35 protein-coding genes and 1 tRNA gene are annotated in these 25,834 nt (G+C 40.1%); 10 read left to right on the top strand and 26 right to left on the bottom strand.

Going from position 1 to position 25,834, the window contains the following annotated elements:
- The first annotated feature begins 166 nt into the window (after window positions 1-166).
- From BA70_RS06325 to sinR, 4 genes are all read left to right on the top strand, one after another.
- Complete coding sequence (locus BA70_RS06325) at window positions 167-1,837, top strand: DEAD/DEAH box helicase (protein ID WP_034319978.1); 1,671 nt, start codon at window positions 167-169, stop codon at window positions 1,835-1,837.
- A gap of 14 nt (window positions 1,838-1,851) precedes the next feature.
- Window positions 1,852-2,649 (top strand): YqhG family protein, encoded by a 798-nt coding sequence (locus BA70_RS06320; RefSeq protein ID WP_034319638.1) that lies wholly within the window; start codon window positions 1,852-1,854, stop codon window positions 2,647-2,649.
- A 178-nt stretch (window positions 2,650-2,827) separates the two neighbouring features.
- Window positions 2,828-2,992 carry an anti-repressor SinI family protein gene (locus BA70_RS19410; protein ID WP_078061660.1) on the top strand — a complete coding sequence of 55 codons (165 nt, stop codon included), beginning with the start codon at window positions 2,828-2,830 and terminating at the stop codon, window positions 2,990-2,992.
- A gap of 33 nt (window positions 2,993-3,025) precedes the next feature.
- Window positions 3,026-3,361, top strand: a complete 336-nt coding sequence (gene sinR, locus BA70_RS06315) for a transcriptional regulator SinR (protein WP_105925821.1) — start codon at window positions 3,026-3,028, stop codon at window positions 3,359-3,361.
- Window positions 3,362-3,434: 73 nt separating this feature from the next.
- Here sinR and tasA read toward each other — a convergent pair whose 3' ends face one another.
- From tasA to tapA, 3 genes are read right to left on the bottom strand one after another with little or no spacing between them, the layout of a single operon-like run.
- Window positions 3,435-4,235, bottom strand: coding sequence for a biofilm matrix protein TasA (tasA, locus tag BA70_RS06310; RefSeq protein ID WP_034319635.1), 801 nt, complete (start codon window positions 4,233-4,235; stop codon window positions 3,435-3,437).
- Window positions 4,236-4,292: 57 nt separating this feature from the next.
- Complete coding sequence (gene sipW / locus BA70_RS06305) at window positions 4,293-4,865, bottom strand: signal peptidase I SipW (protein ID WP_034319633.1); 573 nt, start codon at window positions 4,863-4,865, stop codon at window positions 4,293-4,295.
- A gap of 50 nt (window positions 4,866-4,915) precedes the next feature.
- A complete protein-coding gene (tapA, locus tag BA70_RS06300) occupies window positions 4,916-5,443 on the bottom strand; it encodes an amyloid fiber anchoring/assembly protein TapA (RefSeq protein WP_034319631.1) in 528 nt (175 codons plus the stop codon).
- Window positions 5,444-5,691: 248 nt separating this feature from the next.
- Between tapA and BA70_RS06295 the strand changes: the two genes are divergently transcribed.
- Window positions 5,692-6,018 (top strand): DUF3889 domain-containing protein, encoded by a 327-nt coding sequence (locus tag BA70_RS06295; protein WP_034319628.1) that lies wholly within the window; start codon window positions 5,692-5,694, stop codon window positions 6,016-6,018.
- Window positions 6,019-6,051: 33 nt separating this feature from the next.
- Here the strand turns inward: BA70_RS06295 and BA70_RS06290 are convergent, their stop codons facing one another.
- The 9 genes from BA70_RS06290 to BA70_RS06250 all read right to left on the bottom strand — a co-directional run bounded on the left by BA70_RS06290 (window position 6,052) and on the right by BA70_RS06250 (window position 11,314).
- The gene (locus BA70_RS06290) at window positions 6,052-6,246 is read right to left on the bottom strand and encodes a YqzE family protein (protein WP_034319624.1); all 195 of its coding nucleotides are present in this window, start codon (window positions 6,244-6,246) and stop codon (window positions 6,052-6,054) included.
- A 60-nt stretch (window positions 6,247-6,306) separates the two neighbouring features.
- A complete protein-coding gene (locus tag BA70_RS06285) occupies window positions 6,307-6,690 on the bottom strand; it encodes a competence type IV pilus minor pilin ComGG (protein ID WP_034319621.1) in 384 nt (127 codons plus the stop codon).
- The gene (comGF, locus tag BA70_RS06280) at window positions 6,687-7,214 is read right to left on the bottom strand and encodes a competence type IV pilus minor pilin ComGF (protein WP_239646632.1); all 528 of its coding nucleotides are present in this window, start codon (window positions 7,212-7,214) and stop codon (window positions 6,687-6,689) included. Before comGF ends, BA70_RS06285 begins: the two co-directional genes overlap by 4 nt.
- Window positions 7,126-7,404 carry a competence type IV pilus minor pilin ComGE gene (gene comGE / locus BA70_RS20805; protein ID WP_275574578.1) on the bottom strand — a complete coding sequence of 93 codons (279 nt, stop codon included), beginning with the start codon at window positions 7,402-7,404 and terminating at the stop codon, window positions 7,126-7,128. Before comGE ends, comGF begins: the two co-directional genes overlap by 89 nt.
- 19 nt (window positions 7,405-7,423) lie before the next feature.
- Window positions 7,424-7,870, bottom strand: coding sequence for a competence type IV pilus minor pilin ComGD (gene comGD, locus BA70_RS06270; protein ID WP_034319614.1), 447 nt, complete (start codon window positions 7,868-7,870; stop codon window positions 7,424-7,426).
- The gene (comGC, locus tag BA70_RS06265) at window positions 7,863-8,156 is read right to left on the bottom strand and encodes a competence type IV pilus major pilin ComGC (RefSeq protein ID WP_008360227.1); all 294 of its coding nucleotides are present in this window, start codon (window positions 8,154-8,156) and stop codon (window positions 7,863-7,865) included. The genes comGD and comGC overlap by 8 nt, the downstream gene beginning before the upstream one ends.
- Window positions 8,157-8,171: 15 nt before the next feature.
- A complete protein-coding gene (gene comGB, locus BA70_RS06260; protein WP_034319610.1) occupies window positions 8,172-9,212 on the bottom strand; it encodes a competence type IV pilus assembly protein ComGB in 1,041 nt (346 codons plus the stop codon).
- Window positions 9,193-10,263 (bottom strand): competence type IV pilus ATPase ComGA, encoded by a 1,071-nt coding sequence (comGA, locus tag BA70_RS06255; protein ID WP_034319608.1) that lies wholly within the window; start codon window positions 10,261-10,263, stop codon window positions 9,193-9,195. The genes comGB and comGA overlap by 20 nt, the downstream gene beginning before the upstream one ends.
- 178 nt (window positions 10,264-10,441) lie before the next feature.
- Window positions 10,442-11,314 (bottom strand): STAS domain-containing protein, encoded by an 873-nt coding sequence (locus BA70_RS06250; RefSeq protein WP_034319605.1) that lies wholly within the window; start codon window positions 11,312-11,314, stop codon window positions 10,442-10,444.
- A 99-nt stretch (window positions 11,315-11,413) separates the two neighbouring features.
- On the opposite strand from BA70_RS06250, the gene BA70_RS06245 reads away from it, so the two are divergent.
- A tRNA-Gln gene (locus tag BA70_RS06245) sits at window positions 11,414-11,484 on the top strand.
- Between the two features lie 55 nt (window positions 11,485-11,539).
- Here BA70_RS06245 and BA70_RS06240 read toward each other — a convergent pair.
- Entirely contained in the window at window positions 11,540-11,920 is a 381-nt protein-coding gene (locus tag BA70_RS06240) for a Spx/MgsR family RNA polymerase-binding regulatory protein (protein WP_034319603.1), read from the bottom strand.
- A gap of 210 nt (window positions 11,921-12,130) precedes the next feature.
- On the opposite strand from BA70_RS06240, the gene BA70_RS06235 reads away from it, so the two are divergent.
- Window positions 12,131-12,373 (top strand): DUF2626 domain-containing protein, encoded by a 243-nt coding sequence (locus BA70_RS06235; protein ID WP_003217440.1) that lies wholly within the window; start codon window positions 12,131-12,133, stop codon window positions 12,371-12,373.
- A 248-nt stretch (window positions 12,374-12,621) separates the two neighbouring features.
- On the opposite strand, the gene BA70_RS06230 is transcribed toward BA70_RS06235, so the two are convergent.
- The gene (locus BA70_RS06230) at window positions 12,622-13,260 is read right to left on the bottom strand and encodes an MBL fold metallo-hydrolase (RefSeq protein WP_034319600.1); all 639 of its coding nucleotides are present in this window, start codon (window positions 13,258-13,260) and stop codon (window positions 12,622-12,624) included.
- 158 nt (window positions 13,261-13,418) lie between these two features.
- Between BA70_RS06230 and BA70_RS19400 the strand changes: the two genes are divergently transcribed.
- Window positions 13,419-13,592 (top strand): DUF2759 domain-containing protein, encoded by a 174-nt coding sequence (locus tag BA70_RS19400; RefSeq protein WP_003217333.1) that lies wholly within the window; start codon window positions 13,419-13,421, stop codon window positions 13,590-13,592.
- A 222-nt stretch (window positions 13,593-13,814) separates the two neighbouring features.
- On the opposite strand, the gene BA70_RS06220 is transcribed toward BA70_RS19400, so the two are convergent.
- The 10 genes from BA70_RS06220 to rpmG form a co-directional block, all read right to left on the bottom strand.
- Window positions 13,815-14,129 (bottom strand): MTH1187 family thiamine-binding protein, encoded by a 315-nt coding sequence (locus tag BA70_RS06220; protein ID WP_034319597.1) that lies wholly within the window; start codon window positions 14,127-14,129, stop codon window positions 13,815-13,817.
- 77 nt (window positions 14,130-14,206) lie between these two features.
- The gene (locus BA70_RS06215; RefSeq protein ID WP_034319594.1) at window positions 14,207-15,460 is read right to left on the bottom strand and encodes an MFS transporter; all 1,254 of its coding nucleotides are present in this window, start codon (window positions 15,458-15,460) and stop codon (window positions 14,207-14,209) included.
- A 156-nt stretch (window positions 15,461-15,616) separates the two neighbouring features.
- On the bottom strand, window positions 15,617-16,741 hold the full coding sequence (locus BA70_RS06210; RefSeq protein ID WP_034319592.1) for a M14 family metallopeptidase: 1,125 nt from the start codon (window positions 16,739-16,741) through the stop codon (window positions 15,617-15,619).
- Between the two features lie 85 nt (window positions 16,742-16,826).
- Window positions 16,827-18,746: an LTA synthase family protein gene (locus BA70_RS06205; RefSeq protein ID WP_034319590.1), complete on the bottom strand. Its 1,920-nt coding sequence runs from the start codon at window positions 18,744-18,746 to the stop codon at window positions 16,827-16,829.
- Window positions 18,747-18,958: 212 nt separating this feature from the next.
- On the bottom strand, window positions 18,959-19,912 hold the full coding sequence (locus tag BA70_RS06200; protein ID WP_034319587.1) for an ROK family glucokinase: 954 nt from the start codon (window positions 19,910-19,912) through the stop codon (window positions 18,959-18,961).
- A gap of 13 nt (window positions 19,913-19,925) precedes the next feature.
- On the bottom strand, window positions 19,926-20,129 hold the full coding sequence (locus tag BA70_RS06195; RefSeq protein WP_008342322.1) for a YqgQ family protein: 204 nt from the start codon (window positions 20,127-20,129) through the stop codon (window positions 19,926-19,928).
- Between the two features lie 70 nt (window positions 20,130-20,199).
- Window positions 20,200-21,738: a rhomboid family protein gene (locus BA70_RS06190; protein WP_034319584.1), complete on the bottom strand. Its 1,539-nt coding sequence runs from the start codon at window positions 21,736-21,738 to the stop codon at window positions 20,200-20,202.
- An 86-nt stretch (window positions 21,739-21,824) separates the two neighbouring features.
- Window positions 21,825-21,998, bottom strand: coding sequence for a hypothetical protein (locus BA70_RS20275; protein WP_017367602.1), 174 nt, complete (start codon window positions 21,996-21,998; stop codon window positions 21,825-21,827).
- A gap of 108 nt (window positions 21,999-22,106) precedes the next feature.
- Window positions 22,107-22,667 carry a 5-formyltetrahydrofolate cyclo-ligase gene (locus BA70_RS06185; protein WP_034319581.1) on the bottom strand — a complete coding sequence of 187 codons (561 nt, stop codon included), beginning with the start codon at window positions 22,665-22,667 and terminating at the stop codon, window positions 22,107-22,109.
- 48 nt (window positions 22,668-22,715) lie between these two features.
- A complete protein-coding gene (rpmG, locus tag BA70_RS06180; protein ID WP_008360061.1) occupies window positions 22,716-22,865 on the bottom strand; it encodes a 50S ribosomal protein L33 in 150 nt (49 codons plus the stop codon).
- Between the two features lie 449 nt (window positions 22,866-23,314).
- Between rpmG and BA70_RS06175 the strand changes: the two genes are divergently transcribed.
- Both BA70_RS06175 and BA70_RS06170 read left to right on the top strand, forming a co-directional pair.
- A complete protein-coding gene (locus tag BA70_RS06175) occupies window positions 23,315-23,662 on the top strand; it encodes a hypothetical protein (RefSeq protein ID WP_034319579.1) in 348 nt (115 codons plus the stop codon).
- Entirely contained in the window at window positions 23,659-24,159 is a 501-nt protein-coding gene (locus BA70_RS06170) for an endolytic transglycosylase MltG (RefSeq protein WP_034319577.1), read from the top strand. The genes BA70_RS06175 and BA70_RS06170 overlap by 4 nt, the downstream gene beginning before the upstream one ends.
- A 44-nt stretch (window positions 24,160-24,203) precedes the next feature.
- On the opposite strand, the gene pstB (BA70_RS06165) is transcribed toward BA70_RS06170, so the two are convergent.
- Together pstB (BA70_RS06165) and pstB (BA70_RS06160) are read right to left on the bottom strand one after the other, a co-directional pair.
- On the bottom strand, window positions 24,204-24,986 hold the full coding sequence (pstB, locus tag BA70_RS06165) for a phosphate ABC transporter ATP-binding protein PstB (RefSeq protein ID WP_034319574.1): 783 nt from the start codon (window positions 24,984-24,986) through the stop codon (window positions 24,204-24,206).
- Window positions 24,987-25,001: 15 nt separating this feature from the next.
- Entirely contained in the window at window positions 25,002-25,814 is an 813-nt protein-coding gene (gene pstB / locus BA70_RS06160; protein ID WP_034319571.1) for a phosphate ABC transporter ATP-binding protein PstB, read from the bottom strand.
- Window positions 25,815-25,834 lie beyond the last annotated feature (20 nt).

Here is a 25,834-nt window from a genome sequence, read left to right as displayed (position 1 = left end):
GAAACGGATCAAGAGCAACAGAAAAATCATTAACATTTTTAAAATAAATGTTCAATATCGTTCGCTTTTATTGAAATATATAGTCTTTTAAAGACCCCTTAAAAAATGAAGCGTTTAAAAACAGAACGATTTTATCACAAACTAATTAGAAAGGCAGGCGATGACATTGAATATTCAAACGATTTTTGATCAGGAATGGGCAAGTGAATTTCAGCAGCGGCTTTCAGCAGACGGTCCCTGGGCGAACTGGGATATGTACCGATTAGCGACGCAGGTTCAGAAAGTCACAGCAATTGATTCATTCGAGGGTTTGCAAGCTCCCGCGCACCTGCCTGCATTCACTCCTTTAAAGCACCAGCTCGAAGTGGCTAGAAGAGTCGTAGAAGAGATGAACGGGAAAGCCATTTTAGCAGATGAAGTGGGACTTGGGAAAACTGTAGAAGCAGGACTCATTATCAAAGAATACATGATTCGTGGACTTGCCAAAAAGATTCTCATTCTCGTTCCCGCCTCCCTTGTGTCTCAATGGGTGCAGGAGCTGCGGACGAAATTTTACATTGATGCTGTCGAACAAAAAAAGAGCTATGTATGGGAGCAGTGTGACGTCGTGGTTTCCTCAATTGATACAGCCAAAAGACAGCCGCATCGAGACACGATTTTATCAATCGCCTACGATATGGTCATTATTGATGAAGCACACAAACTAAAAAACAATAAAACGAAAAACTATGAATTTGTGAGAAATCTAAACAAAAAGTTCTGCCTGCTGCTGACAGCTACGCCTATTCAAAACCGAATCGGAGAAATTTTCAATCTCGTTTCCCTTCTGAAGCCTGGCCACCTAGGCAATGAACATCAGTTTAAAGATGTTTTTGCCAAAAAGGACTTGCAGCTTGAAGACCATGATCGATTGAAACAGCTAGTCAATAAAGTGATGATTCGTAACCGAAGACAAGACACAGGCATCGAGTGGTCAAAACGGCATGTCAAAACGATCTCCATTCATTTCTCTCCGACAGAGCAAGCGTTATATGATGAAATTTGTAAGCTGAAAGAGAATCCATCTTATACAAAGCACATGTTTTCAATCATGACCTTGGAACGAGAATGCTGCTCAAGCCGCGAGGCGGTCTATATGACGATCAAAAAAATGCAGGAAGAAGAAAAACACATTCTAGGATCTTCTGCCATTGCGCAAATCATGGAGAAAATCAATCAAGTTGAGCAAAATTCAAAGGCGCTGGAAGTCGTCAAACTCATTCAGCAGTTAAATGAGAAGGTCATTATTTTCACTGAATATCGTGCGACACAAATTTATTTACAATGGTTTCTTCAGCAAAACGGCATTAGCTCGGTTCCTTTTCGAGGCGGCTTTAAGCGGAGCAAAAAAGACTGGATGAAAGATTTATTTAGAGAACGGGCTCAAGTGTTAATTGCTACAGAAGCCGGCGGCGAAGGGATTAACCTTCAGTTTTGTAACCAGATCATCAACTACGACCTTCCGTGGAATCCAATGCGTCTAGAACAGAGAATTGGACGTATTCACCGCCTTGGCCAAGAACGGGATGTCCACATTTACAATATGGCAACGAACGGAACAGTCGAGGAACATATTCTAAAGCTTTTATATGAAAAAATTCAGCTATTTGAAAATGTCATTGGCGATCTAGATGATATTTTAACGCGAATTGATATCCAAGAGGCCGAAACAGAATTGCATCATATTCTCTTTCAGCACGAATCTGACGGAGATATGAAAAAGAAATTAACTCAGTTTGCTTCCTATTTAACAGAAGCACAAACACCGCTTTTAGAAAAAAGGCAGCAAGGCTCATAAAGGAGAGTTGATCAATGGAGCAGCGTGACATTCACACATTTCTTCTCCGTTTCTTTCAGGCGAATCAATGCGACATACTAGAAGAAAGTGCAGGACATATGACAGTACAGCTGACAATCGAAATGGATAAATTGATTATGAACCGCCCTTTTTATTGGCACTGGCTTGAAAAAACAGGCGGTGTACCTGAGCCGCGGCAATTGACCTTAATCACCGATCAAAAAAAAGCCGGTGATGCGATCGAAGGTGAATTTGTCCATTTCGGCTCCCCTCGTTTATTTCAAATATTCGAGGCTGTTAAACAGCAGGGCCGATTTATCCGGCTCTATGAAAGAGTGACGCCGCTCAACAACAACCAAATCGCATTGGAGCCATGGCTTGGTCTCAATGTGAAGATATCCTATCTGGCAGACCGTAAAAAGGATAAGCTGCTATCACTTGGGCTTCATCTGATACGAGGAGAAGTCATAGAACAATTTCAAGAAAAGCTAGAAGCCCGGGAGCTGTCATCTCAAATTCCTGATTATTGCTTTACGATGAGTACAATGATTAAGCCTGAAAGCGGCGTCAAACGTCTAAATAGCCTGATAAAGCGTTATGCCCATGAGGAACCAGACGATTGGGCGGTGAGGGCTGTTCAAAAGTGGAGGGAAGACTCGGAGCTTTTAAACCTATTTTATGAAGGGACTTCAGACACGTCTGTAGAATATGAAATAGAAAGACAAGCACTTAAAACTTTATACGAACCAAAAATCAGTCTAACGATTGAAAATGGCGGGCTTTTTTACTTACAGCAAAAAAGAGGAGGTTGACTCACGAGCCCCCCTTCATGTGACATACAATTTTCGATCAGTCAAAAGCAAAGTTTGTCTGTTTGTATTGGGCGGAAAAATGACGCAAGCAATCTATGAGGTCTTACCACCTGTGTCTTTCCATTTCATGCGTTAAGTGCCTGAAATACACGATTCAGTATTTTAGGAGGGTATTTGTATGGAAAAGAAAACGAAAGTATTAGACAGTGAATGGGTTCAATTATTATGCGAAGCTCGCAAAGCAGGACTAACAGTTGAAGAAGTCCGTCATTTTCTCAAATCAAGCGAAAAGTCCTCTGAGTCTCCCCCTATGGTAAGAAGTCATTCTATCAAACCTTTCTGAATGTGCTATAATATCGAAAGGAAGGTGATGACATTGATTGGCCAGCGTATTAAACAATACCGCAATGAAAAAGGCTACTCACTATCAGAACTGGCCGAAAAGGCTGGGGTAGCGAAGTCTTATTTAAGCTCAATAGAAAGAAACTTGCAAACAAACCCCTCCATTCAATTTCTTGAAAAAATCTCCGCTGTTCTGGACGTCTCGGTTCATACACTGTTACACGAAAAAGATGAAACCGAATACGATGGTCAATTAGATAGTGAATGGGAAAAACTAGTTCGAGATGCAATGACATCAGGGGTTTCGAAAAAGCAATTTCGTGAATTTTTAGATTATCAAATCTGGAAAAAAAAGCAAGAAGAGGAGTAAAGCGCACGTTTTAGCGCATACTCCTCCACTTGCTATGCAGAACTAGATATCAGTCTAAAGACTGTCTTTATCTTTATTTTTTATCTTCGCTGTGTGCTTTTTCGTTTTCTTTCACGTAGCCTTTTTCATCCGTATGCTTTTTAGGATTGATCGTTAAACCATTCCACTGAGTCGCTTCGAAGGAAAGATCAATTTGAATCGCATCGCCTTGGTATTTATTTTGGATATAGTGACCAGCTTTATCCTTCGTCTGGTCATTGACAAATTCAATGATCATTTCCATTTTATCGTAATCAAACGGATTCTTTGGAATGCCGTCATACTCTGGAGCCGCTGTTCCATCAACGGTTGCTACATTAATTTTACCACTTTCATGTAAAAACTTCTCATCGACGGCATGACGAATCTTTTCAAATGCGGTCTGATCCTGTTTTGACGTTACTAGATGCAGGTCAAGCAAGTTTGCATGGTCTAAAATAATATTTTTTGGATAACCATTTCCACCTTCGGCTCCAACCGTAAGAACACTCACCTGAAACTGGCTGAGGAATTCTTCAGCTGTATTCTTACCACCATTCTTCGCAGAAGTTCCATCTTTAAACTGGCTATAATCAAGACTCATCAGCACTTGATTAATCGCAAGCGACCCCTTATTTTCAAAATTAAACTCTTTCTTTATTCGGTCACCAGGTTTTAAGTTCGAAAGGTTGATGGCGCCAGAGTTCTCTTTTGCAGATAAATTCAGCTCTCCTGTCGAGTAGACCGCGTTTGCCTTTTCTACATCATTAAACGCCGCCCATGTTCCCCCGCCAATTAAAGCAAGTCCTAATGCCCCTGATAATACACCTAAACGAATTGATTTTTTCATTGCCATGAATGAACCCCCTAATAAATTGTTTTATTGAAACCTAATTAGGTTACAAACGAATATTTATGCTTGCTTCTCTGACATATGTAAATCAGCCGTGTGTCTTCGATGTTTCGCAGCGCCCACAAAATGAATTGTTGAGTAAACAAGCAGCATCACACCTGGTATAATCAGCAGCAAAGCGGTTCCAGCCGAAGTTCCGGCATACGAAAGAAGTTTTCCTGCATAAGGGATGTTCGTTCCCGTATACTGCGCAACCACTTGATCCGCTTTTACCAGCGTACCGTCTTGATACATATTGTGGTCTCCTTTGGTCTCAAAGGCTTTATTTGTCCCTTTTCCTTTTACCCCAACAATTCGGTGAGTCACAAAAGACTTGTCTTGCTTCGTTTGAAAAGTGATAATATCTCCTTTTTTGAGCGTCTTAGGTGAGGTCACTTGTTTTACTACAATGAGCGACCCAGTCGAAAATTCCGGTTCCATTGAACCAGATAATACTTGCTTGAATTGATAACCGAAAATCTGAGGATCTCCACCTGTTGTTCTTGATGACAACACGACAATAATACATGCAATCATCATCGTGAAAACCATTACGTAAAGAATACTCCCAGACATTTTCATCCATTTTTTCATGTCCCATCTCCCCTTCACATATCATTTTTTCATTCAGTAGACAGCTTCATTTAAGATATCTTTTCTTGACAGCTTGAGAGCTGCATTTGTTTAGACCAAAAGAATGTTTTTTCAGATGCACCAAATCCTTTAGGAAAATAGATTTTAAATGCATAGATTCCATTCGTTTTTGCTTTATCTGTTGTAACAGTCGTCGTTTCTTCTGATGAAAGGTGTTGTATAGATCCCTTTTCAAGAATATGACCATTTTGTAATGGTTTCTGATCACTTTCTACTTTGTGTAATTCCCACTTCCATTCAGAGTATACGATGGGTTGTCCAATATTTTTTAATGTCATGCTTAGCTTTTGAGGCGCACAGACTGTTCCTTCGATCATCGTTTGATCTATGAGCTTTAAATCACTTCTATCCCATTTTTTTGGCTGACAATGCTGATCTGTCTGTTCAAAATATTCACACGTGTTCATGACAAAGTTTGTATGCTCGACATCGTTAAAAGAAGCGTTAGTAGGTGTGATAAGAAGAGACGTGAAAATCAAACAAATGGCACTAAAGAGTACAAAGAGCGACTGATTCATTCTTTCAACTCCTCGGAAGGATGTTCTTTAAAGAGAACGATTACACTCAGTATAAGGAAATACCTATAAAACCCAAAACGCCAAATTAGTCCATTTTGTTCTTAAACAAGAACTATTGCGAGAAAATTCTTCCATTTTCTCATTCTTTCGCCATATTCTATATTTTTTTCTGTGACATTTGTACTTCTTAAAAATTTACATAAAAGTGTAGGATTTGGTCAGGATAATAACTGGTGAGGTGATGTTAAGTGAACTATGGAAAAATCATGATCATGCTCAGTTTACTGTTGGGTCCTGTCATACAAGACGCCAAACCTGTGGAATCGAGAGGATTCACTACTGCCGCAGATCAATGGGAAACAAGAGCTGTCAAGGAAGCAAAGAAAAGATATCCGTTAGCACAAGTCTTATTTAAACAAAAAGTATGGGACAGGCACCGGGAAAAAGAATCTGTGAAACAGTATCATATTACGTTAAAAGATCACGCCAAAGAATTTGGGGTATTTGTCACCATTTCCTATAACCCTTACTCAAACAAGGTCAATAAAGTCATTGTCGTTGAAGAATACAGCTAAAGTGGCATAAAAAAACCGCCTGCTGGCGGCTTTTTACTTTTGTCGATGTCGATGTCGTTTTTTTAGCATCATGGAAAAGCCAAACGGCAGAACACCAAATAAACGCTGTGAAAATGGCGGTTTTGTTTCCATCTTTTCTTGTTTATGTTCCTTCCGTTCGTCACGTGGTGTATTCATATATTTAATGATTTCCTGCGTCATATATTTTACATAGTCATTTGTTTTCAACGAACATTCACCTCTTCTTCCTTAAAGTGTTACCAGGAAGAGTATGGTTTTATACACTGGCTAATCAGGGATTGTCCATTTCATGATTTCACGGGTCTTCCAATCCATCACCAGTTCCCGCTCATCTGCTAAACCATCTTTTGTTTTAACGCCGACCAGCATGTGGACAAGTTTTTTCTTTTGATCGCACCCGATCTGTTTCAATGTCACACGGCCTTCTTCAGTCTCCACATGAGCATGCTGCTGATCACAAATACGATTTAATTTACTTGCAGCCTCACTTACACCCATTCTAAATAGCTGCTGTTTTTTATAATAAGAAATCGTCAGCTCTGCACTTTTCAGTTCATTTTGAAATCCAATCGTCATTGAGCCTAGGATCAAAAGGAAGAAAAGAATCGTAGCAAGTACGTGGGGATAGATAAACCCTTCTTCACTTTTCACGTTTTAGGAACCACTCCTTTATATGTGAAAAAAACGGCTTCATACACCTTATCAGATACATCTGTGACTTCAAGGGTTGTTGTTTGCTGATCTGTTCTGACGCGAAATTGTTTCACCTTTTGCAATAAAGGAAGATGCCCTGCCTGATCCACTCGCTTCCTCAGCATCTCTTGATAGGGCTCAATCCTCACCACTCGCCCTTGATCGGACAGATACTCTAACGCTTTTCCTTCTTTCACCGCTCTAACAGCCAGTGCACGATTTAATTCCTCTTCTAATTGCAGTACAGTTTGCTTCCACTCCATTTGTGAGAATTGGTTGATTTCTTCAAATGGGTGGGCTTTCTCTGCAACAGAAAAGATGAGCACACAGCCAAAAGAAAGAAACAGTAATAGATGCAATTGCCACAAAGCTTGTACAAATGTAAACCCCTGTTCATCGTTCAACATGACGAAAGCATATCGTTTTCTTTTTTTGTACTTTGTATGATACACATCCCTTCTGTTTACTCCAATTGAGTTCATATGTGATCTCGCCTCTCTTCTTTTTGACGGATGGCTTTGTACCTTCTATGAATGCTTCGTTCATATGTTCATGTAACACTTGGTAAGCTTCAAGTTTTGCTCTTAATTCCTTTTTTTCCATCATTATTTTTTCATAGGCTGGCATGAGCACAAGAGCTGCAAATAGGAAGGTATGGCAACCTAACAGCATCTCAAACGTACTAAATCCTCTATTGTTTTTGAACATGGATACGCCCGCTCCCCAAATAAATCGTGAGTTTATATATTTGGCTGCCAAATTGAACAATGAGAGAACCGCCGCTGCTCGGATGTCCGTTTTCATTAAAATGAATCCCCTGTGAAAATGTAGAATGTTTGATGATGCCTTTTTTATGCTGATAAGAAGCAATCACCTCATCACCATTTTGATCTATTACTTGATAGGATACATGTTGCGGATGAATCTCAACATTCACACGGGTTTTTTTGATAAATGCCGTATAAGCAGCCAGTTGGATATCTTGTTTCATGATGTTCACTTGTTTTTTTGCTTCAACACTTTCTAATATACTTGGGGCTTTTCCTCCTAAGATCGACAATAGAATAGATAAAACAAGTAAAATCATGAGCTGTTCAATGAGGGTAAAACCCTTTTCATGTAAAAGCAATTTACTCATGCTTCACGTCACCGTTTTGAATGACAATGGCTTTTCCATTAGGACAAGTTAATCCCTTTTTGACATAGCCTTCTTTTTCTAATTCAGCCAAAGATGGTGTCTTGCCGTCATGCTCCAATTCATATGCCATCACCTGTGTACTCACCATTGATTTGAGCCCTTCACAGCCCTTCGCTTGAATGCTTTGATGGTGACGGGTGATATTCGGAATAGTAATGAGTAAAAGAATGGAAATCACGAGCATGACAATTAACATTTCCAACAGGGTAAATCCTTTATCATTCATGCCTTTGCCTCCTTCTCACACTTGTTCCATTAATTGATACATCGGTAAAAGAATAGATAAATATACAATGAGTATAAGAAGCGCTGTCAAACCATATATGACCGGCTGCAGCCATGAAACCCATTTTTCAATTTTCAGCTCTGCATTCTCTAATAGGAATTGACTATACGTATACAATTCTCTGGCAAGCATCCCGCTAGCTTCACCATGTTTGATGACAGCTGCAAAATGTTTTTCAAAAAAAGGAGACCCACTTATTTGATGTTCCATGCTTTCTCCTTTTCTTAACTCTCCGATCATCCGTTCAGATATTTCTTGAAGAAAGGGTAAATAGCTTTGCTGTTTGAAAGCTTGCAAGCTTTCGTACATCGATAATCCAGCTTGAAGAAGCCCGCTTAGCTGAAGGGAAAAAAGATACGTATGCATCAGCTGCATCCCTTTATATAACATAGGCAACCTGCTCAACACTCTCAGTTTCTCAAGGGTCGACTTTTTCTTAAAAAAGACATGATAATATCCAGTCAGACAGATACACATACACCCTATGATGAGGAGGAAAGCATGTAGGAATTGAAAGAGTGCAAACATCCCTTGGATCAGCCATGACATGCGGGTATCCATTGACGAGTACAATAAAGAAAATTGAGGAATGATCATCTGCTGAACAAGTATCAGGACAACTAAAACCGTAAAGATGAGGAAGATCGGGTACCGTAACATGCGTTTGAACGAGTCTAACTGCTTGATTTTTTTCTCTAAAAAACGTGAGCTTTGTTCAAGAGCGCGTGATAGGCTGCCATGCTTCTCTGAAAAACAGAGAATGGCAATGACTTCTCTCTGAAAATGAAATCTCTCCAGCACCACATAAAAAGACTCCCCTTCAAGCAGCCACTGAATGCCTCTAGTTAATAGCAGCTGTTGTTTCTTTGATAACTGGATATTCACCATCTTTAATGCCTCAATCAATGTATATCCAGCTTGAATCAATTGAGCAAGTTTTGATAGAAATTCAGCTTGTTCTCTTCTAGACCAGGCTTTAGAGACTCGCTTCTTCATAAACCCAGCGATGATATGTGTTTTTCGATAGATAGCCCAGTGCCACTCCTTTACGAATTAATCTTTGCAGTGTTTCATATGACGAGTGAGCATATTCTCCTTTGGCCTCTTTGATACACTCACCAAGCTCCTTTCCGTAAAGTAATTCAAAAACATTTGTTCGTCTGACTGGTCGATTTAATTTGCAATAAAGCTGACACGTTTCCCCGCAAAAAGGACACGTGAGCTCGATTAATCGTTGCGCAGCAATCGCAACCATTGTTTGTTCGAGTTCATTCATCGTCACACCAAATTCAAGCATTCGATAAAGAGCACCTTTTGCATTTTTCGCATGCAGCGTACTCAGCACTAAATGGCCTGTCAATGCTGCTCTAATTGCCGTTCTAGCTGTTTCAGCATCTCTTATTTCTCCTAACACAATCATATCTGGGTCATGTCTTAAAATAGCGCGTAATCCTGCCGCATACGTGATGCCTGCTTTTTCATTGACTTGGACCTGTAACACTTCTTCATTTCTTGTTTCCACAGGATCTTCAAGTGTAATAATATTTCGGTTAAAATGCTTTTTTGCAAACTGTATCAATGAATAAAGTGTTGTTGTTTTCCCTGAATTTGTTGGCCCAGTAAATAAAATGAGTCCATGCGAATGATTCAAAAATGATAGTAATCTAGCTGAGGCTTTCGGAAATAACGACAGATATTTTATTTCCGGGACATGATCCTGCGGTAAAATTCTAATCACCAAGCTTTCATCATTCACAGTCGGTAATGTAGACATCCGAACAAACACTTGGCCAGTTCTTAGCATGACTGCCAATGATCCGTTTTGCGGTCTCCTTTTTTCGCCGATATCCATGGAGGATAAAAATTTAAAATGAGCAATTAACCGCTCCCCGCGTTTTTTATCAATGGTTCGCTGCTGGATTAAATCTGAGTCTACACGGAAAGATACCGAAGCTTCCTTTTCTTTTGGGACAATATGCACATCAGATGCTCTCATGCGGCATGCTTCTTCTAGCAGCTCTTGTCCCAAATATTCAATCCCATACAAGTGATTCACTCCTTTCTCTGACCATATTGTAAGGTGGAGGAACCAGTCTGACAAAAGCGCATTTCATGATTTTAACGCCTGATCAAGCGTTAAAATCCTCAAATTAGGATGCATTTTATTAAATATAAAAAAAGAGCATATAAAAAAAACCTGACTTTTATAAGTTCAGGTTTTTTGATCATATTGCTTCTTGCGGCTGCTCTTCAAAGATACGGAATCCTCTCTTTTCTAACGCTTTTGCAAGGCTATGTTCAGTGTTTACTTTTGAGAAATCAATGCCTAGTTTGACAACTGTCTGAGCAATCTCTGGTCGAATACCTGAAATAATCGTCTCAATTCCTAGAAGCTTCGCACTATCCACCACTTTAAAGAGCTGATAAGCAACCATTGTATCAACGATTGGTACGCCAGATATATCAATAAATAAATGGGTCAGACGCAGTCTCGAAGCCTGTTCTAGTACTGACTCCAAAATAATTTTGGCCCGGTACGTATCTATTTCGCCGATTAGCGGCAAAATCCCGATCTCTTTTGAAACTGGAATAACAGGGGCACTAAGTTCTTGGATCATTTCTCTTTGTGCATTTAGCTGACTCAGGGTCACGCGGTCATATTCTTCTGATAAACGCTCAATCATATCATCAAACGTGCCGTGAAAGTGCTGATTCCACCCGCACACATCTTGCAGCGTCACTTCAAGCTTTGTTTCTTGTGTGAATGTCTCAATTCTCGAACAGAATATGTGGCGGAATATCTTAAATTGTCCGATGATTTCATATAAAGGCACCTCGTGAACTGCTCGATCACGTGCAATATCAATAGACCACTTTTTCAAATGATGCTCTACTTTGTCTGATACCGTTACAAGCGTCGCTGCAATGGTTTGAATAAACGCTGTGTTCTGTTCCTTCAGCTTCTTTTCTGTCTCCTCTGAAGCATGTCTAGAGTATAATGATCCTTCTTCTGTTCTTGTTTTCAGCCATTCTTCGGTCATAACAGGGGCTTCTTTTAGGATAAATTCATATAATTGCTCAGATTTTTCATTTTTCATTTATTTCTTCCGCTCCTTTTTCACTTAAAACTAGTGACAAACCAACTTTTATGTATAAATGACCGCAGATGGTGAACAATATCATTACACGTTTGATATTGGGCTATAGCCAAGTGGTAAGGCAATGGACTTTGACTCCGTGATCGTTGGTTCGAACCCAGCTAGCCCAGTTCAGCACAAAAACGAAGACGGCTGAAGCATGTTTCAGCTGATCTTCGTTTTTTATTAGGAAACCGATTGATGAATCGCTTTCTTTTTTGATATTTTCATGAGTTCCCCGGGATTATAGCCAACCACTAACTTATTCCCATCAATGATGATCGGTCTCCGCAGCAACTTTGGTTTTTCAATGAGTAGTTCAAGTACCTCGTTTACTTTTAAATCATTAATATTTAAATTTAAGCTTTTAAAAGCTTGACTTCGCGTGGCTAAAATTTCATCCATTCCCTCTGTTGTTAAGGAAAGAATCTTTTTTAATTCATCTAGAGTTGGCGTTTCTCTGAAAAGGTGACGCTCTTTAAAATCAATTTGATTCGCCTTCAGCCAATGTTTTGTTTTGCGGCAAGACGTGCAGCTCGGGTATGAATAAAAAGTAATGTCACTCATTAGTCTTCCTCCTTAGGTCGTTAACCTTTTCTCTTATGGAGTAAGTACCCTCATGTATTTAGGCATAAACACTTTTTCATCACTTTTTCAAAAATTTTTTTACTTACTAATTAAATGTTCACACGTTGTCAAAAATGTAAATGTTTACATAACAAGTGATGATCAGCTATAATATGTATCAAAGGGGTTTTTTTAAGGGGAGGGAAAGAAATGAATCGCATGTTCCGCGTGCTTGGCTTTTGGACGGGTATTTTTGCTGTCATGTTCTATTTAGGACATATGAAAGATGCATCCTTGCTATTCTTCGGTCAAACCGTTCTTTTTGTATTTTTATCCTACTTGAATTTATCCGAAAGAATGTATATTTACATTTTCGGAGCGTACTTGACGATTTTCTTTGCCGGATTTACATATTATTCGATTTTCATCATGGTTCCCGGTACCGGACATTAATAGAAAAAAGCATCCCTTTAAGAAGAGATGCTTAGACTGTTGACAAAGGGCTAAAATGAACTTTATTTTAGCCCTTTGTCTTCTTTTCAGCGTGATAGAAAACCTTTGCAGTCTAGAAAGGACGAGTACTGGAGCGGAGCGAATTTGACATTCGTGAGCACCGGCACGCAGGACTGACAAAGAATGCGAGGGTTTGTCTACACGCTGAGCATCTCTTTAAGAAGAGATGCTTTTTTTCATGCCTACGGTTAAAGAGAAAAACCATGAATAAACGGATTTTGCTCCTGCTCTGTAAGCACAGTGGTTTCTCCGCCATGGCCGCTTAAAACAAGAGTTGCTTCTGGCAATGACAACAATTTGTCATGAATAGATTGAAGCAGCACATCCTGACTGCCTCCCACTAAATCTGTTCTTCCGATGCCGCCTTCGAATAGAGTGTCACCAGAAATGACAAATCCTTCTTCTGCCGAATAGTAAGACACACTGCCTGGTGAATGCCCAGGTGTATGGAACATCTCTAATGTAAACGATCCAATTTGAAGAGTTCCTTCTGACGTAATCACTTTTTCAGCTTCTTTGACTGTAATTCCATTTCCAATCAATCGAGCTGAACCGTTTAACTCAGCATTTGTGAGCCATTCTTTTTCATTTTCGTGTACATATAGTGGCACTCCCCACTCTGCGCGCACCTCATCTGCCGCACCAATATGATCAAAATGGGCATGTGTCAGTAAGACAGCGAGCGGTGTGAGCTGTTTTTCTTTTACATAGGAAATCAGCTTTTGCGCTTCACCGCCTGGATCAAAAATTAAGCATTCTCCCTGCTCATTTTTCCAAATATACGCATTTGCTTGTACATAGCCTAGTGGCATTCTTCTCCAATTCATTTTTCATCACCTACTTTATTCATTCTTTTTTATTATGAAGGCTATTCAATAAAAATTCAAACAATCGTCAACTGGAATCTACTCGACAAGCTTTATGAAAACGGTTAAAATGAAAAGAAAGGAAATCAAGGGGATTGATGACAAAGGGGGATTTTCATATGATGCTCGTCATTATTTTCGGTCTAGTCACGATTTTAGCCGCTCTCGGCATCTATCGCTCACTTAAAAAAGTGAACGTACTTGCCATCGCTTTTGCTGGCGCTACATTTTTGGTTTTTGGATGGTTTACTGTCATGACCATCATCTATAGCGGTTATCCAACTGCACATTAAAAGCCTGCATATAGCAGGCTTTTAGATTGTTGACAAAGGACTAAAATGATCTTTATTTTAGCCCTTTTTCTTCTTTTCAGCGTGATAGAAAACCTTTGAAGTCTAGGAAGGACGAGTACCGGAGCGGAGCGAATTTGACATTCGTGAGCACCGGCACGCAGGACTGACAACGAATGCGAGGGTTTGTCTACACGCTGAAAGCCTGCATATAGCAGGCTTTTTTTATTGATTCAAGTGCTTATTCACACTTTCTAATTTACTTGTAAGGGTTGTGGTTTGATCCCGTCTGTCATCAATGCGAATATTGGTGGCTACTCGATGCAATCCCTTTTCAAAAGGCGCCTCATGAATGCGCTGAATGACCTCAAATAATATGGATAATTCACCTTCAATTAACGTATTCATCGGTGTTAATTGATATTTGATTTTTCCTTCTTGTTGAAAGCCTTCTAAAATTCTTTGTACATCTGCTACATACGCACTCACACTTGGTGTTTCAGTGCCTATTGGAATGATGGTGACATCTGCTATGGCCATGTTTCTTGCTCCTTTCAATCGAATCCTCATGTTTTCTCGTCCTCATTGTAACCCATCCTCATTTAAAAAAGCCATGATCACGTTGCGTTTAAGCCAGGTTTGTCTCGTTCTATCGTCAAATCCGTCCTCTCTACCTTCCCAATCTTTGTGAACAGAAGCAGACAGATACCAGAAACAGCTTCAATGATTCCTCCTGCCGCAATGACATACCCAGAACCAAATAGAGTTGCCATATAGCCGCCGATGAGGGCGCCTAACGGAATCATTAAATAGGAGATCATGTTGATAATCGCATACACTTGCGGCTGATCCTCTGCCTTCACTGACAATTGAATCATCGTATGTTCGGGTACATTGACTGCACTAATGGCTGCACCTAGGGCAAAAGCTGATATAAACACAAGTGGTAATAATGCGTTCATTCCTGTGATGAAGAACGCGATACCATCAACGATCCCAGCACCTATAAATAGTAATCCATACCGATTCACTTTAACTTTTGTCAAAACAAACCCCATCAGAAATGCACCTAGTGCCGTGGTGACTTTGATCAATGAATATACAACAGGTCCGCTATGTAAGTCTTCTGTTAAATAAATAACAGACAATGCTTCCCATGGTGCCGCAGCGAAGTTTGAGCAAACACAAAAAATCGCTAATGGAAACAAAATATGATGGCTTCTAACAAGTGAGAATCCTCGAATTAATCTTTTGCCGTATGATAACCCTTTTTTTCCTTTATCAATGATGACTTCTGTTTGATATGTAATCATTAAAACCAATAAAGCTGATATGAGGTAAAGAGGAATGATCACAAGCATTGTATACCCTACCCCTACAAACGCAATCATAACACCACAAATCGTAACCGTCACAAGCCTTACCACATGACTTGCTGATTGGATGGTTGCATTCGCTTTTTGAATGACATCCTCATGCACAAGCTTTGGAATAATCGATACCGAAGCCGGTTCATAGGAGCCTCCTGTCGCCGAATGCAGCAGCATACCGCCAATGATGAGTGCTAATGGGGAAAAACCATGAAAATAACTGATCACGATCACAAGGATAATCGCTCCTCGTGTTAAATCAGCAAAACACATCCAAAATTTCAATTGATGGGGCTTCATCATTGGGGTAATAAATGGACCAACAATCGCTTGAGGAACAAAGCTGACTGCAATAAAAAAAGCTGTTCCTATTGCCCCTTTCCCGCCAAGTACTAAAAGCCACAAGATGGTGTTGAAAGATAAACTATCAGCAGTGATTTTGCACATTTTAGAAACAAATAAGTAAGTGAAATTTCTTGTCCACAAGCTTTGAGCACTCAATGATCGACATCTCCCTAAAACATATCCTTTTTTTTACATCCATTTCTTTCACAATAGCTTACAAGAAGGCCCTCGTCAATCACTTCAACGCTGTTTATATTGACAATAAGAAATTGCGTTATTCTCAAATGTTAAAAAGCACCAGACAGGTGCTTTTTAATACTTACATGCTTCCCATAATAGCCGCCTTGTTTTTTCATAGATGGAATCAAATTGATTCATGGAAAGAGGATTCTTCCCTAGACCAAGCTCCACTGTATAACCCTCACTTTGAAATTGATAAATAAACCAATCTCGATAGCCTGCATAGCTATCAAGATATTGAATCGGCTTGTAGCCGCTCACATGTTCTAATCGTTTGACCGTATTTTTGGATATCGCTGGTTCGTGGCCAAGAAAGCCCCAGTATATTTCTTCTCCTTGTGTATGAAGGGCAATCAGCCGGTCAAACCGCTTACGTAACGCAAGATTTGCCATCGCTTTCGCTTCTGGTTCTGTTAACGGCTGATCACCAGGAAAATCCCGATAAGACGGCACTTTCGGCTGATTACGGTAGTATTCGATTTCCCAATAAGCAGGAAATTGATTATTTAAATCAACCCCTCGAATATTCGCTTTCCATTCTCGAAAATCGGAAAGCCCACCATTTAGCGATGTCAATTCTTCACTGCTTAGACCTAGTGATTCTGGGCCATTGCAAACCAAATCCACTCCATCTGGATTAACCATTGGCACAATGGATAGCGCAGTGGTTTGCAGTATATGAACCGCTTCATAATGTCTCGCTTGCACTGGGTCAGACGCTGCTAAACAAAGGGATTTCAACCATTTTAATAAAATAGAGGTGGTGATCCATTCATTTGCATGAAAAGAGGCATTGAGATGAATAGAATGTAAATGCTGAACAGGCTCTGTACGAATTTCATAAATAGGTGTATCGAGCACTGAATGACCAATCACACTGATATGAAGAAAAGGAAATACGCCTTTCAAATGTCTTAACTCTTCTTTTAATTGCGCGCTATCGTATTCAAATGTTCCGTTGATCCAATCATCTGATTGCTGCAGCCGGTAAGGCGAAATAAATCTCTGCATATCACCTATGGATTGAAATGTATAGGTACCTTCTGGGAGTCTATACCCCGGTAAAAAAAGATGCTCGGTACTTGTTTGATTGGATAATTTGAAGGCCGCTTTCCCTATACCAAGCTGCTTTGCCACATCATTCATCCTGGCTTCATCCAGCTGCCATTCAATTTTTCCAAACGACGGTGTCTTCATTTACATCCCTCCTCTCATACTATATGAGCCAGCATGCAAAAAAAGAAAACCTCTGCTTCTAAAATAGCAGAGGTTTTCTCATATGTTAGGACGCCTTTTTCAGCTTACTCTCATCTTCTTTTTTGGAAGGTGAATGGTCCGGGCTGTTCCGGTCATAAAATCTAAGGAGATCCCCGTAGATAATTTGATCAGAGAATTGAAGCTCTTGCTTCGCCTTTTCTTCATAAGACTGACAAACGGTTTCGTCATCTCTCGGCTCGCCCGTTTCTTTATTATAGCAAACACCGTCTGTGAAAATGCTGTCCTTCGTAATAAAGCTTCCATCGCGGAGCACTGTAAAGTCGTTTGTATCTTTCGATAATAAGTCATGACCAAATTGAATTTGCTTGCTTGTATCAATTCCTATAAGATTGAGTACAGTTGGACGGATATCCACCTGCCCCCCCACCGTATGAATTTCTTTAGGATTTTGATCGGTTATCCCTGGTATGTGTACAACAAACGGAACTTTTTGAAGCTGAACTTCTTCAAATGGTGTAATCTCTTTATCTAGAAATTGCCCCATGGCTTCGTTATGGTTTTCTGAAATTCCGTAGTGATCCCCATATAAAACAAAAATGGAGTTATCGTATAAGCCTGCTTCCTTCATCTTTTTAAAGAAAAGCTTAAGTGCTTCATCTTGATAACGCACTGTAGGGAAGTACTTGTTCAGCGTTTTACTCTTTGAATCATATTCATCAATGAGCTTATCTTCTTCATCTAAATCAAACGGAAAATGGTTCGTTAATGTAATCAATCTCGTATAGAAAGGCTGCGGGATAGACTTCATCAATTCCGCTGACTGCTCGAAGAACGGACCATCTTTCAATCCCCAGCCAACTGAGTTCTCTTCATTCACATCAAATGATTTAATATCAAAGAATTTATCGTAGCCAAAGCTATCGTAGATCAGGTCACGGTTCCAGAAGCTTTTGTTATTCGCATGAATAACAGAAGAATGGTAGCCCTCATCTTTTAACAGCTCAGGTGTCGCTGTAAACTCATTGCTTGGATTTGTAAAGAAAACGGCCCCTCTTCCAAGAGGATAGAGAGAATTATCCACAATAAACTCTGAGTCAGATGTTTTCCCTTGACCTGTTTGATGATAAAAATTAGTAAAGTTGTAGCTTTTCTTGATTAATTTGTTTAAAAACGGGGTAATTTCTTTCCCATTTAATTTTTCATTAATCACGAAACTCTGTGTAGACTCAAGTGATACAAGAATGACATTTCGCCCTTTTGCTTGACCAAACGTCTTTTCATTACGGTCGGTTTGATTTGCGCTTACATAGTTTTCAATTTCAGTTAAGCTATTGCTGTCAGCAAGGGCCCGTTGAGCGGACTGCTTCGATTGCAGAACCCCATCATAAATATGGAAGTTATATAAGCTAATATTTTTCACTAGCATCTCACGGTCAAATGAACGAGTTAACAGTTCTGGTCTTTCAGTTTCAGCCAAACCAAGGTTAAAGAAAAATGTGGCTGCCACAAATAAGTAATAAGCTGCTCGTTCCTTTCGTGAAATGGTGACATCCGTTCTAAAGGAAGGCTGTTTTTTATAGAGCCAAATTAAAATGATGATATCAACGAACATTAGAAAATCGACTGGTTCAATTAAAGAGGTAATACTTGACCCGAGGTCACCCATATTGTTTGTTTGAAATAGGACGGGGATGGTTAGAAAATCACTATAGAATCGATAAAATACAATGTTGGCTAACAAAATGAATGTCAGGATAAAGCTCGTCACGATGATATATCGATTGCGATTTTTTTCTTTAAAGAATAAACCGATACCGAAGATAAACAAGAGAAAGCTAAGCGGATTAATAAACAGGATAAACTCCTGCATGAAATTTTCAATTTTGATATTGAAGCTAGATTTATAGATAACATAGGTTTTGACCCACATTAACAAAGTCGCAATCAGTAAAAATGAGATCGCCTTTAATCTTTTCTTTCGCATTGTAACCTCCTTATGCTGGACGCGCACTCAAGTTAGGAACATACCCTAATTATTGGTGCTTCTTCAAAAATAACTAAAGTATATCTTATCCTGTCTGTGCTGGAAAATCAATGTCTTTTTCCCCATGACAAACTTATGAATATGCTAAACATTCAATTTCATGCCCATATATCGCTTTTTTAATAAAAATGACATCATTATGACTTTTTTGTTCAGGACAGCCATTTATTTTTTGCCATCCATGCCCCGCCGATGACACCTGCATCGTTTCCAAGAGATGCAATGACAACTTCGACATCTTCAGCACAAGGCGGGAATGCATGATGTTTGACCACGCGTTCTACTTTACTGCGAAGAAGCTCTCCTGCTTTAGAAACACCACCGCCAATGACGATCTTTGATGGGTTTAAAGCACTGGCAAGATTCGCTAGGACAAGTCCAAGGTGGGTTGTCACTTCTTCTACCACCCGCATTCCAAGATCATCTCCGTTTTCTGCCGCCTCAAATACAGCTTTTGCAGACAGCGAAGTGAGCGTCCCAAGTGAAGATGTATGCTGCTCGGTTTCTAATTTATCCTTTGCAAGCCGGACGATGCCCGTGGCAGACGCAATGGTTTCAATACAGCCTGTTCTTCCGCAGTTACACGGTGCTCCTTGGAATGGAACTGCACAAATATGACCAATTTCTCCGCCAGCACCTGTTTCACCTTGAACAACCTCTCCATTTACGATAATACCGCCGCCAACACCCGTACCAAGTGTGACCATCAGGATGTTTTTTGCGCCATCTCCTGCACCCTTCCACATTTCACCGAGTGCCGCAATATTCGCATCATTTTCAATCACAGATGGAAGTCCCGTTTCGGCCTCTAAGTGATCTTTCAAAGGATAGTTTGTCCAGCCCAGATTCGTTGTTTTATAGACGATTCCGGATACTTTATCTACGGGTCCAGGTGCGCCCATTCCTATACCAATGAGAGTTGATTTTGGCATACTGATCTCAACCAGTTTATGATCAATTGATTTGGCAATATCGACTGTGATCGTCTGCCCAGATTTATCCGTAGGAATCTCCCACTTATGCTGAATCTCACCATATAGATTAATGAACGCAAGCTTAATTGTCGTACCGCCAAGATCAACGCCTACAAACCAATCCCCTGTCATATGCCCTCCACCTTCACATTGTTTTTCGATTTAATTTAGCCAATTCCATTTGAAGAATGGTCATTGCGTTTGACCATTCGGTTCGGTCTATGATTCCCGATGTATACATCTCTTTCAATTCATCTGCCATAAATTCTAACTCCACTTCACGATCTCCGAAATACACATAATTTCCAAATCTCATGAGCAGCTGCTGTACATCATATAACGTTTTCATTATATCCACCATTTCTTTCAATCAACAGATAGAATAAGCGTATTCATAAATGCGCTTTCAGTCAAGTCATTCAACGTGTTTGAGTGTTTTCGATATATTGCTTCAGCTTTAAAAATTGATCATTTTCAGGATCTTTTTTTAAGGCTTTCTCAATTAGATTTTCTGCTTTCGCTGTCTCCCCTTTTTCTACGTACAACAATGATAAATGATACAGTTTATTCGGTTCATTTGGATCTTTTTCGAGCGACTTTTGTAAAAATTGCACCGCCTTGTCAAGGTGACCCAGCTGCGCTTCAGAGAGTGCATATATATGAAGTGCTTCAGCAGATGCATCCTTTTGGTGCACATATTCCTCTAAACGTTTACTTGCTTCGCTATAGTTCTTATCATCGAATAAGCTCGCTGCCTCACTTGTTGCCGCTGCTTCTTTTTGATCGTCTGAATGAAACCCTGTATACAATCCAAAACCGCCAATAAGCAGAAGGAGAAGACTGGCAAGAAACATTTTGACAGGCTGCAGCTGTTTAGGCAGGCGGACAGCTAAAGCTGCTAAAAAACCGCCAACAAGGCCGCCAAGGTGACCGGCATTATCAATACCTGATACCGTGAATCCTATTCCTAAGTTGATCAAGATGATCACAATAATATTTGTCCCCATTGTTCGAAAGAAAAGCTTGCGGTTAGAGATCGCTAAATATAACAGTGCGCCTAAACAACCAAAAATCGCGCCTGATGCACCGGCTGCGATCGCCGTATTAAACACAAAACTCGCAATTGAGCCAAATATGCCGGAAATCAAATAAATGAGCAAAAATCTTCCCGACCCATAAATTCTTTCAACGGCCGCACCAACGGACCAAAGAGCAAAGGTATTAAAGAGTAAATGCGTCAAGCCAATGTGTAAAAACATCGGTGTAATCAGGCGCCACCATTCACCATCTAAGATCAGCACATTATTTTTAGCACCAAACGCTGTTAAAGTGGCCGTATTTGTACTTCCGCCAGACAGCTCAAGTAAAAGAAACATGACAACTTGAACAGCAATCAGCAAGTAGGTGAAAATCGGTCTGCCATTTTGAAAAACGGCCCGTTCTCGTTCACGCTGCTTTTCCTGGTCATCAAACGCCTGAAGCACGTTCGTTTTAAGCTGCACCGCATCTTCAACTGTATCTCTCTTCGCCTCTTCTACATCAACTGTAAGCGATGTATTCAGCCATTTTTGCAGCTCATTCATATCGTTTTGAAGGGCTTTTGCGTTGAGTAAAACTGGTGTAACCGTCACCTTTTGCTGTTTTTGCGGCTGACCGTTTATGTCTTCCCAATCATCTACTGGTTCGTCAGCTGTAAATTGAAGCTGCAAAAGATGAAGAGATCGTTTACGCATAGCTTCTCTCAGCTGATTCATCCGGAACGTCTGCTCTTCAATATCTCGAACGATCTCCTGTCTAAAGTTCACATCTTTTCTATATAGACGGATGAGATCATATCCTGAGTTTCGTGGTGCTTCAAAAAATATTTCATCCTCTGGGTACGGACTTTGAATCATCTCGTATCCGTTTTGTCTTAGTTCATCAACAACTCGCCAAAATAGACTATCTATGACATTCATTTATTCGCGCTCCATTTTTTACATTATTATAGCAAGAATCGTTCTTATCCGCATTTCTGAACAAAAAAATCCCGGCTTTTGCGGGATTAGAATGCTTGGCGAATAAATTTCGTCCGAAAATATGGGATTTTCATCAGCCACTTAATAAAAAAGTGACGCACTTGATTTTGACCTAAGATCAAATTCATGAGCCGATAACGATTTTGCACCAGAACGAATGCAAACAGTGTGAACACAATGCTCCAAATCATTTTATTCATGATATTCCCTCCTATATTCGTATCGTGGCTTAAATAGGATGGGTTTATGCATGAAGTGAAGCTTTTTCAACACAAAAAGTCCGCTCTTCATATATAAGAAGCGGACTTTTATTTTGTATACATTACACCTTTCTCACTAACAATTATAGATACTGGCATATCATGCGTTTCAGCCGGAACATGCTCGATTTGCTGGACAGACAGGCAAAGAGCGAGCGTTTCGCCTTGATAATCAACTAAGTAGCGGTCATAATAGCCGCCCCCATATCCAATGCGGTAGCCTTGCTGATCAAAACATACGCCAGGTACAATCATCAAATCGATCGCCTCTTTATGTACAACTGCCGATGTCTCAGGGTCTGGTTCTGTCAGCCCAAAGTAGCTGGAGTTCATCTTCGTTTGTGGCGTATATTGATAAAATATCATTTCTTTCGACTCTGGAAAACAGGTTGGTACGCACACTGTTTTTCCTTCCTCCCACGCCTTTTCAATCAGAGGCCTTGTAGGTACCTCTTTGCCTCTAGACATGGTCAGAGCAATCGTCTTCGCCTGTTTCCATGCGGTTAATTGAAACAGATGCTCATACAGTACAGCCGCGTTTCGCTTAAATTCCTCAGAACTCATCTGCTCAAGCATTGCTAATGTTTGACGCCGAAGCTCTTTTTTCACACGGATCATCCTCCATCATAAAAAAACAGCAGGAAAATTCCCTGCTGCTTACTTTGTTTCACGATGTAAAGTTTGTTTTTTATCACGTGAGCAATACTTTTTGAATTCAACGCGATCTGGATTGTTTCGCTTATTCTTTTTAGTAATATAGTTACGCTCACCGCATTCAGTGCAAGCTAGAGTAATATTTACGCGCATATTTTTCCCTCCAAACTAAAATCAATTCACATTCAGACCTAACCATAATACCACTTCTAGCTTAGGAATGCTAGAATGTTTTTTCATCAATTTCATTTTCAGTGCAATCCGTCCGCGTTCTGATCCATATCGCGCGATCATTTCATGAAAAATGGCCTGCTCCCCTATAAAACCTCAGGTCTTTGTCGTACTGTATACATGAGAACCCCTCTTCTATCCACAGCTTTTTTGATCGGTCAGGCTTCTTTTATTTTGACAGCGAGCAAAGTTTTCATACTCGTTTGACATATAAAAAGAAAAATGATGAAAAAAAGGTGATTTTCTTCAGCAATTCCTTTTGAAACTAGCTTTTTTATGGTATAAAAAAGAAGGGTCGAAAACTGTCTGAAACAATCATGAGAGCCTTTTTTGGCTTTCAGCATTAAAATATGAATAAAAGGTGATGAAACATGGAAATTGCAATTATCGGATTGCTAGTTGTCAGTATTGTACTGATCGCATTCTCATATTTTCAAAGAGAGCCGATTAAAGAAGTAGAGCAGGAACTTGAAACACTTCAACTATCTGCAATGCAAGAAATCTATAAACTGAAAAAGAAAATGAAGGTTCTTGAAGAAGAATTACTTGAAACAAATATCGTCGTCCGCAAGCATTCAGAAATTGATCCATCCATTGCAAGACAAATCATTTCAAAGCATCAAAATGGCATGACGCCTGAAGCGATTGCGCGCGCAGAGCATGTGTCTGTAGAAGATGTCAACATGATCATTAAAGACAACGAGAGGGTGCTTGTATGACGAAAAAAAGCATCCAAACCTTTGCAGCGGGGATGATTCTTGCAACTGGTGTTCTGGCCATCGTATTTTTCCTCACTGGAAAAGATGAAGCAGCAGCTGATTCAACGACAAAAGAAACCCTCGCAGCAAAAGTGACAGACACTGACGTGAAAAACTATTTAGACTCTAAAAAAGAAGTATCCGTCAGTCGTGAAACGTATCAGCAGCTTCTTGATTATAAAGAAAAAGCGCTGAAGGCAAATGAAGACGGCGATTCTAAGAATGATAAACAAACAACGGACAAGCCAAAAGGCAAATCAGTCAAATTCGTGATTAAAAACGGTATGAGCACAAGTGATGTTTCAGACATGCTTGAAAAAGACGGAATCATCAACTCATCTAAAGATTTTAATGATTACGTCATTGACGCCGGCTACCATAAAGAAATTCGCGCAGGCAAATTCAACTTAAAAACAGGTATGACGTTCAAGCAAATCGTCAAAGCCTTAACAAAATAACAATAAAAACCCCCCTGGCGGCGCTGACCTCCAGGGGGTTTTTGTTATCCAAATCGTCCAGATATATAATCATTCGTTCTTTGATCGTTTGGCTGTGAGAACATTACATTTGTATCATTGACCTCAACAAGCTCCCCCATCAAGAAGAAGGCTGTTCGATCTGATACCCTTGCCGCTTGCTGCATGTTGTGCGTCACAATAGCAATCGTGTATTTCTCCTTCAATTTCATAATCAATTCTTCGATCTTTAATGTTGAAACAGGATCAAGTGCTGATGTTGGTTCATCCATTAATAAGATGTCTGGGCTTGTAGCAATCGCTCTTGCGATACAAAGGCGCTGCTGCTGACCGCCGGAAAGACCTAATGCTGGCGCACTTAAACGATCTTTTACTTCATCCCAAAGTGCGACATCACGAAGCGCTTTTTCAGCGATTTCTTTCAATTGCTGCTTGCTCTTCACTCCATGAATTCTTGGGCCATATACGACATTATCAAAAATAGACTGAGGGAATGGATTCCCTTTTTGAAACACCATCCCGACGTTTTTACGCAGTTCTACTAAATCGACACGGCCTTTTAAAATATTGTCACCGTTATACATCATATCCCCTGTGATTTTCACACCTGGCACTGTTTTGACCATGAGATTCAAGGTCTTAATAAATGTTGACTTCCCGCAGCCTGATGGTCCGATAATCGCTGTGACTTCATGCTCTCTAATGTCTAAATTAATCTGTTTCAGTGCGTGATGCTGCCCGTACCATAGGTTCATATCATTCACACGAAACACTTCTTTTTTGGCTGTTTCAGTTGCTACTGCATTCATCAAAATCCACCCGCCTTATCCAAATCGACCATTGATATAGTCTTCTGTTTTTTGCTGCGCAGGACGTGTAAAGATACGTTCTGTAGCATCGTATTCCACTAAATCACCGTTTAGGAAAAAGGCTGTACGGTCAGATACACGAAGCGCCTGCTGCATGTTGTGTGTCACAATGACGATTGAATAATCATTTTTTAATTCTGTAAGTAGTTCTTCAATTTTCGCATTTGAGATCGGGTCTAGAGCGGAAGCAGGTTCATCTAATAGAAGCACGCTAGGCTTCATCGCAAGTGTACGTGCAATACAAAGGCGCTGCTGCTGACCACCTGATAATGACAATGCAGAGCGGTGCAGACGGTCTTTGACCTCATCCCATAGCGCTGCCTTTGTTAAGCTTTCCTCTACCGCATCATCAAGCACTGATTTTCTTTTTTCACCCGCATATTTTAACGCATGCGTAATGTTGTTGTAGATTGATTTAGGAAAGGGATTTGGCTTTTGGAAGACCATGCCGATTTCTCTTCTTAAATTCACCACATTAATGCGATCATCTAAAATATTCAATCCTTCGTACATGATCGCCCCTTCACTTCTCGCACCTGGAATCAAATCATTCATGCGGTTAATGCTGCGTAAAAAGGTTGATTTCCCGCAGCCTGATGGGCCAATCAATGCCGTAATAGCGTTCTTCTCAATTTCGAATGATATTTGATTGACCGCTCTTTTTTCACCATAATAAATGCTTAAATCCTGCACCTGTAAAATCTGTTCCGATTGAAGTGGAGCCTTTTTTGCTGCAATCTCTTTTTTTTCTGCCAGCATTTGAACCATATCCCCTTCACACCTCTCTC

The organism is Bacillus zhangzhouensis (assembly GCF_000715205.1).
GTDB lineage: Bacteria > Bacillota > Bacilli > Bacillales > Bacillaceae > Bacillus > Bacillus zhangzhouensis.
Note: the sequence above shows the minus strand (reverse complement) of the source record. Positions and strands in the feature narration are given on the sequence as shown.

Excerpts from the sequence above, each read along its gene's own strand:
- BA70_RS06250 (WP_034319605.1), bottom strand. The coding sequence starts at position 11,314 with ATGAAAAATGAAAAATCTGAGCAATTATATGAATTTATCCTAAAAGAA.
- pstB (WP_034319574.1), bottom strand. The coding sequence starts at position 24,986 with ATGAATGCAGTAGCAACTGAAACAGCCAAAAAAGAAGTGTTTCGTGTG.
- BA70_RS06190 (WP_034319584.1), bottom strand. The coding sequence starts at position 21,738 with ATGAATGTCATAGATAGTCTATTTTGGCGAGTTGTTGATGAACTAAGA.
- comGF (WP_239646632.1), bottom strand. The coding sequence starts at position 7,214 with ATGAACTCAATTGGAGTAAACAGAAGGGATGTGTATCATACAAAGTAC.
- BA70_RS06240 (WP_034319603.1), bottom strand. The coding sequence starts at position 11,920 with ATGAGTGACATTACTTTTTATTCATACCCGAGCTGCACGTCTTGCCGC.
- tasA (WP_034319635.1), bottom strand. The coding sequence starts at position 4,235 with ATGGCAATGAAAAAATCAATTCGTTTAGGTGTATTATCAGGGGCATTA.
- BA70_RS06235 (WP_003217440.1), top strand. The coding sequence starts at position 12,131 with ATGAATCGCATGTTCCGCGTGCTTGGCTTTTGGACGGGTATTTTTGCT.
- BA70_RS06210 (WP_034319592.1), bottom strand. The coding sequence starts at position 16,741 with ATGAAGACACCGTCGTTTGGAAAAATTGAATGGCAGCTGGATGAAGCC.
- BA70_RS06195 (WP_008342322.1), bottom strand. The coding sequence starts at position 20,129 with ATGAAAACGTTATATGATGTACAGCAGCTGCTCATGAGATTTGGAAAT.
- sipW (WP_034319633.1), bottom strand. The coding sequence starts at position 4,865 with ATGAAAAAATGGATGAAAATGTCTGGGAGTATTCTTTACGTAATGGTT.
- BA70_RS06320 (WP_034319638.1), top strand. The coding sequence starts at position 1,852 with ATGGAGCAGCGTGACATTCACACATTTCTTCTCCGTTTCTTTCAGGCG.
- comGC (WP_008360227.1), bottom strand. The coding sequence starts at position 8,156 with ATGAATGATAAAGGATTTACCCTGTTGGAAATGTTAATTGTCATGCTC.
- BA70_RS06230 (WP_034319600.1), bottom strand. The coding sequence starts at position 13,260 with ATGAATTGGAGAAGAATGCCACTAGGCTATGTACAAGCAAATGCGTAT.
- BA70_RS19410 (WP_078061660.1), top strand. The coding sequence starts at position 2,828 with ATGGAAAAGAAAACGAAAGTATTAGACAGTGAATGGGTTCAATTATTA.
- rpmG (WP_008360061.1), bottom strand. The coding sequence starts at position 22,865 with ATGCGCGTAAATATTACTCTAGCTTGCACTGAATGCGGTGAGCGTAAC.
- BA70_RS06205 (WP_034319590.1), bottom strand. The coding sequence starts at position 18,746 with ATGCGAAAGAAAAGATTAAAGGCGATCTCATTTTTACTGATTGCGACT.
- BA70_RS06175 (WP_034319579.1), top strand. The coding sequence starts at position 23,315 with ATGGAAATTGCAATTATCGGATTGCTAGTTGTCAGTATTGTACTGATC.
- tapA (WP_034319631.1), bottom strand. The coding sequence starts at position 5,443 with ATGAATCAGTCGCTCTTTGTACTCTTTAGTGCCATTTGTTTGATTTTC.
- BA70_RS06170 (WP_034319577.1), top strand. The coding sequence starts at position 23,659 with ATGACGAAAAAAAGCATCCAAACCTTTGCAGCGGGGATGATTCTTGCA.
- BA70_RS06200 (WP_034319587.1), bottom strand. The coding sequence starts at position 19,912 with ATGACAGGGGATTGGTTTGTAGGCGTTGATCTTGGCGGTACGACAATT.
- BA70_RS20275 (WP_017367602.1), bottom strand. The coding sequence starts at position 21,998 with ATGAATAAAATGATTTGGAGCATTGTGTTCACACTGTTTGCATTCGTT.
- comGE (WP_275574578.1), bottom strand. The coding sequence starts at position 7,404 with ATGCTGTTAGGTTGCCATACCTTCCTATTTGCAGCTCTTGTGCTCATG.
- comGB (WP_034319610.1), bottom strand. The coding sequence starts at position 9,212 with ATGAAGAAGCGAGTCTCTAAAGCCTGGTCTAGAAGAGAACAAGCTGAA.
- BA70_RS19400 (WP_003217333.1), top strand. The coding sequence starts at position 13,419 with ATGATGCTCGTCATTATTTTCGGTCTAGTCACGATTTTAGCCGCTCTC.
- comGD (WP_034319614.1), bottom strand. The coding sequence starts at position 7,870 with ATGAGTAAATTGCTTTTACATGAAAAGGGTTTTACCCTCATTGAACAG.
- BA70_RS06220 (WP_034319597.1), bottom strand. The coding sequence starts at position 14,129 with ATGGCCATAGCAGATGTCACCATCATTCCAATAGGCACTGAAACACCA.
- pstB (WP_034319571.1), bottom strand. The coding sequence starts at position 25,814 with ATGGTTCAAATGCTGGCAGAAAAAAAAGAGATTGCAGCAAAAAAGGCT.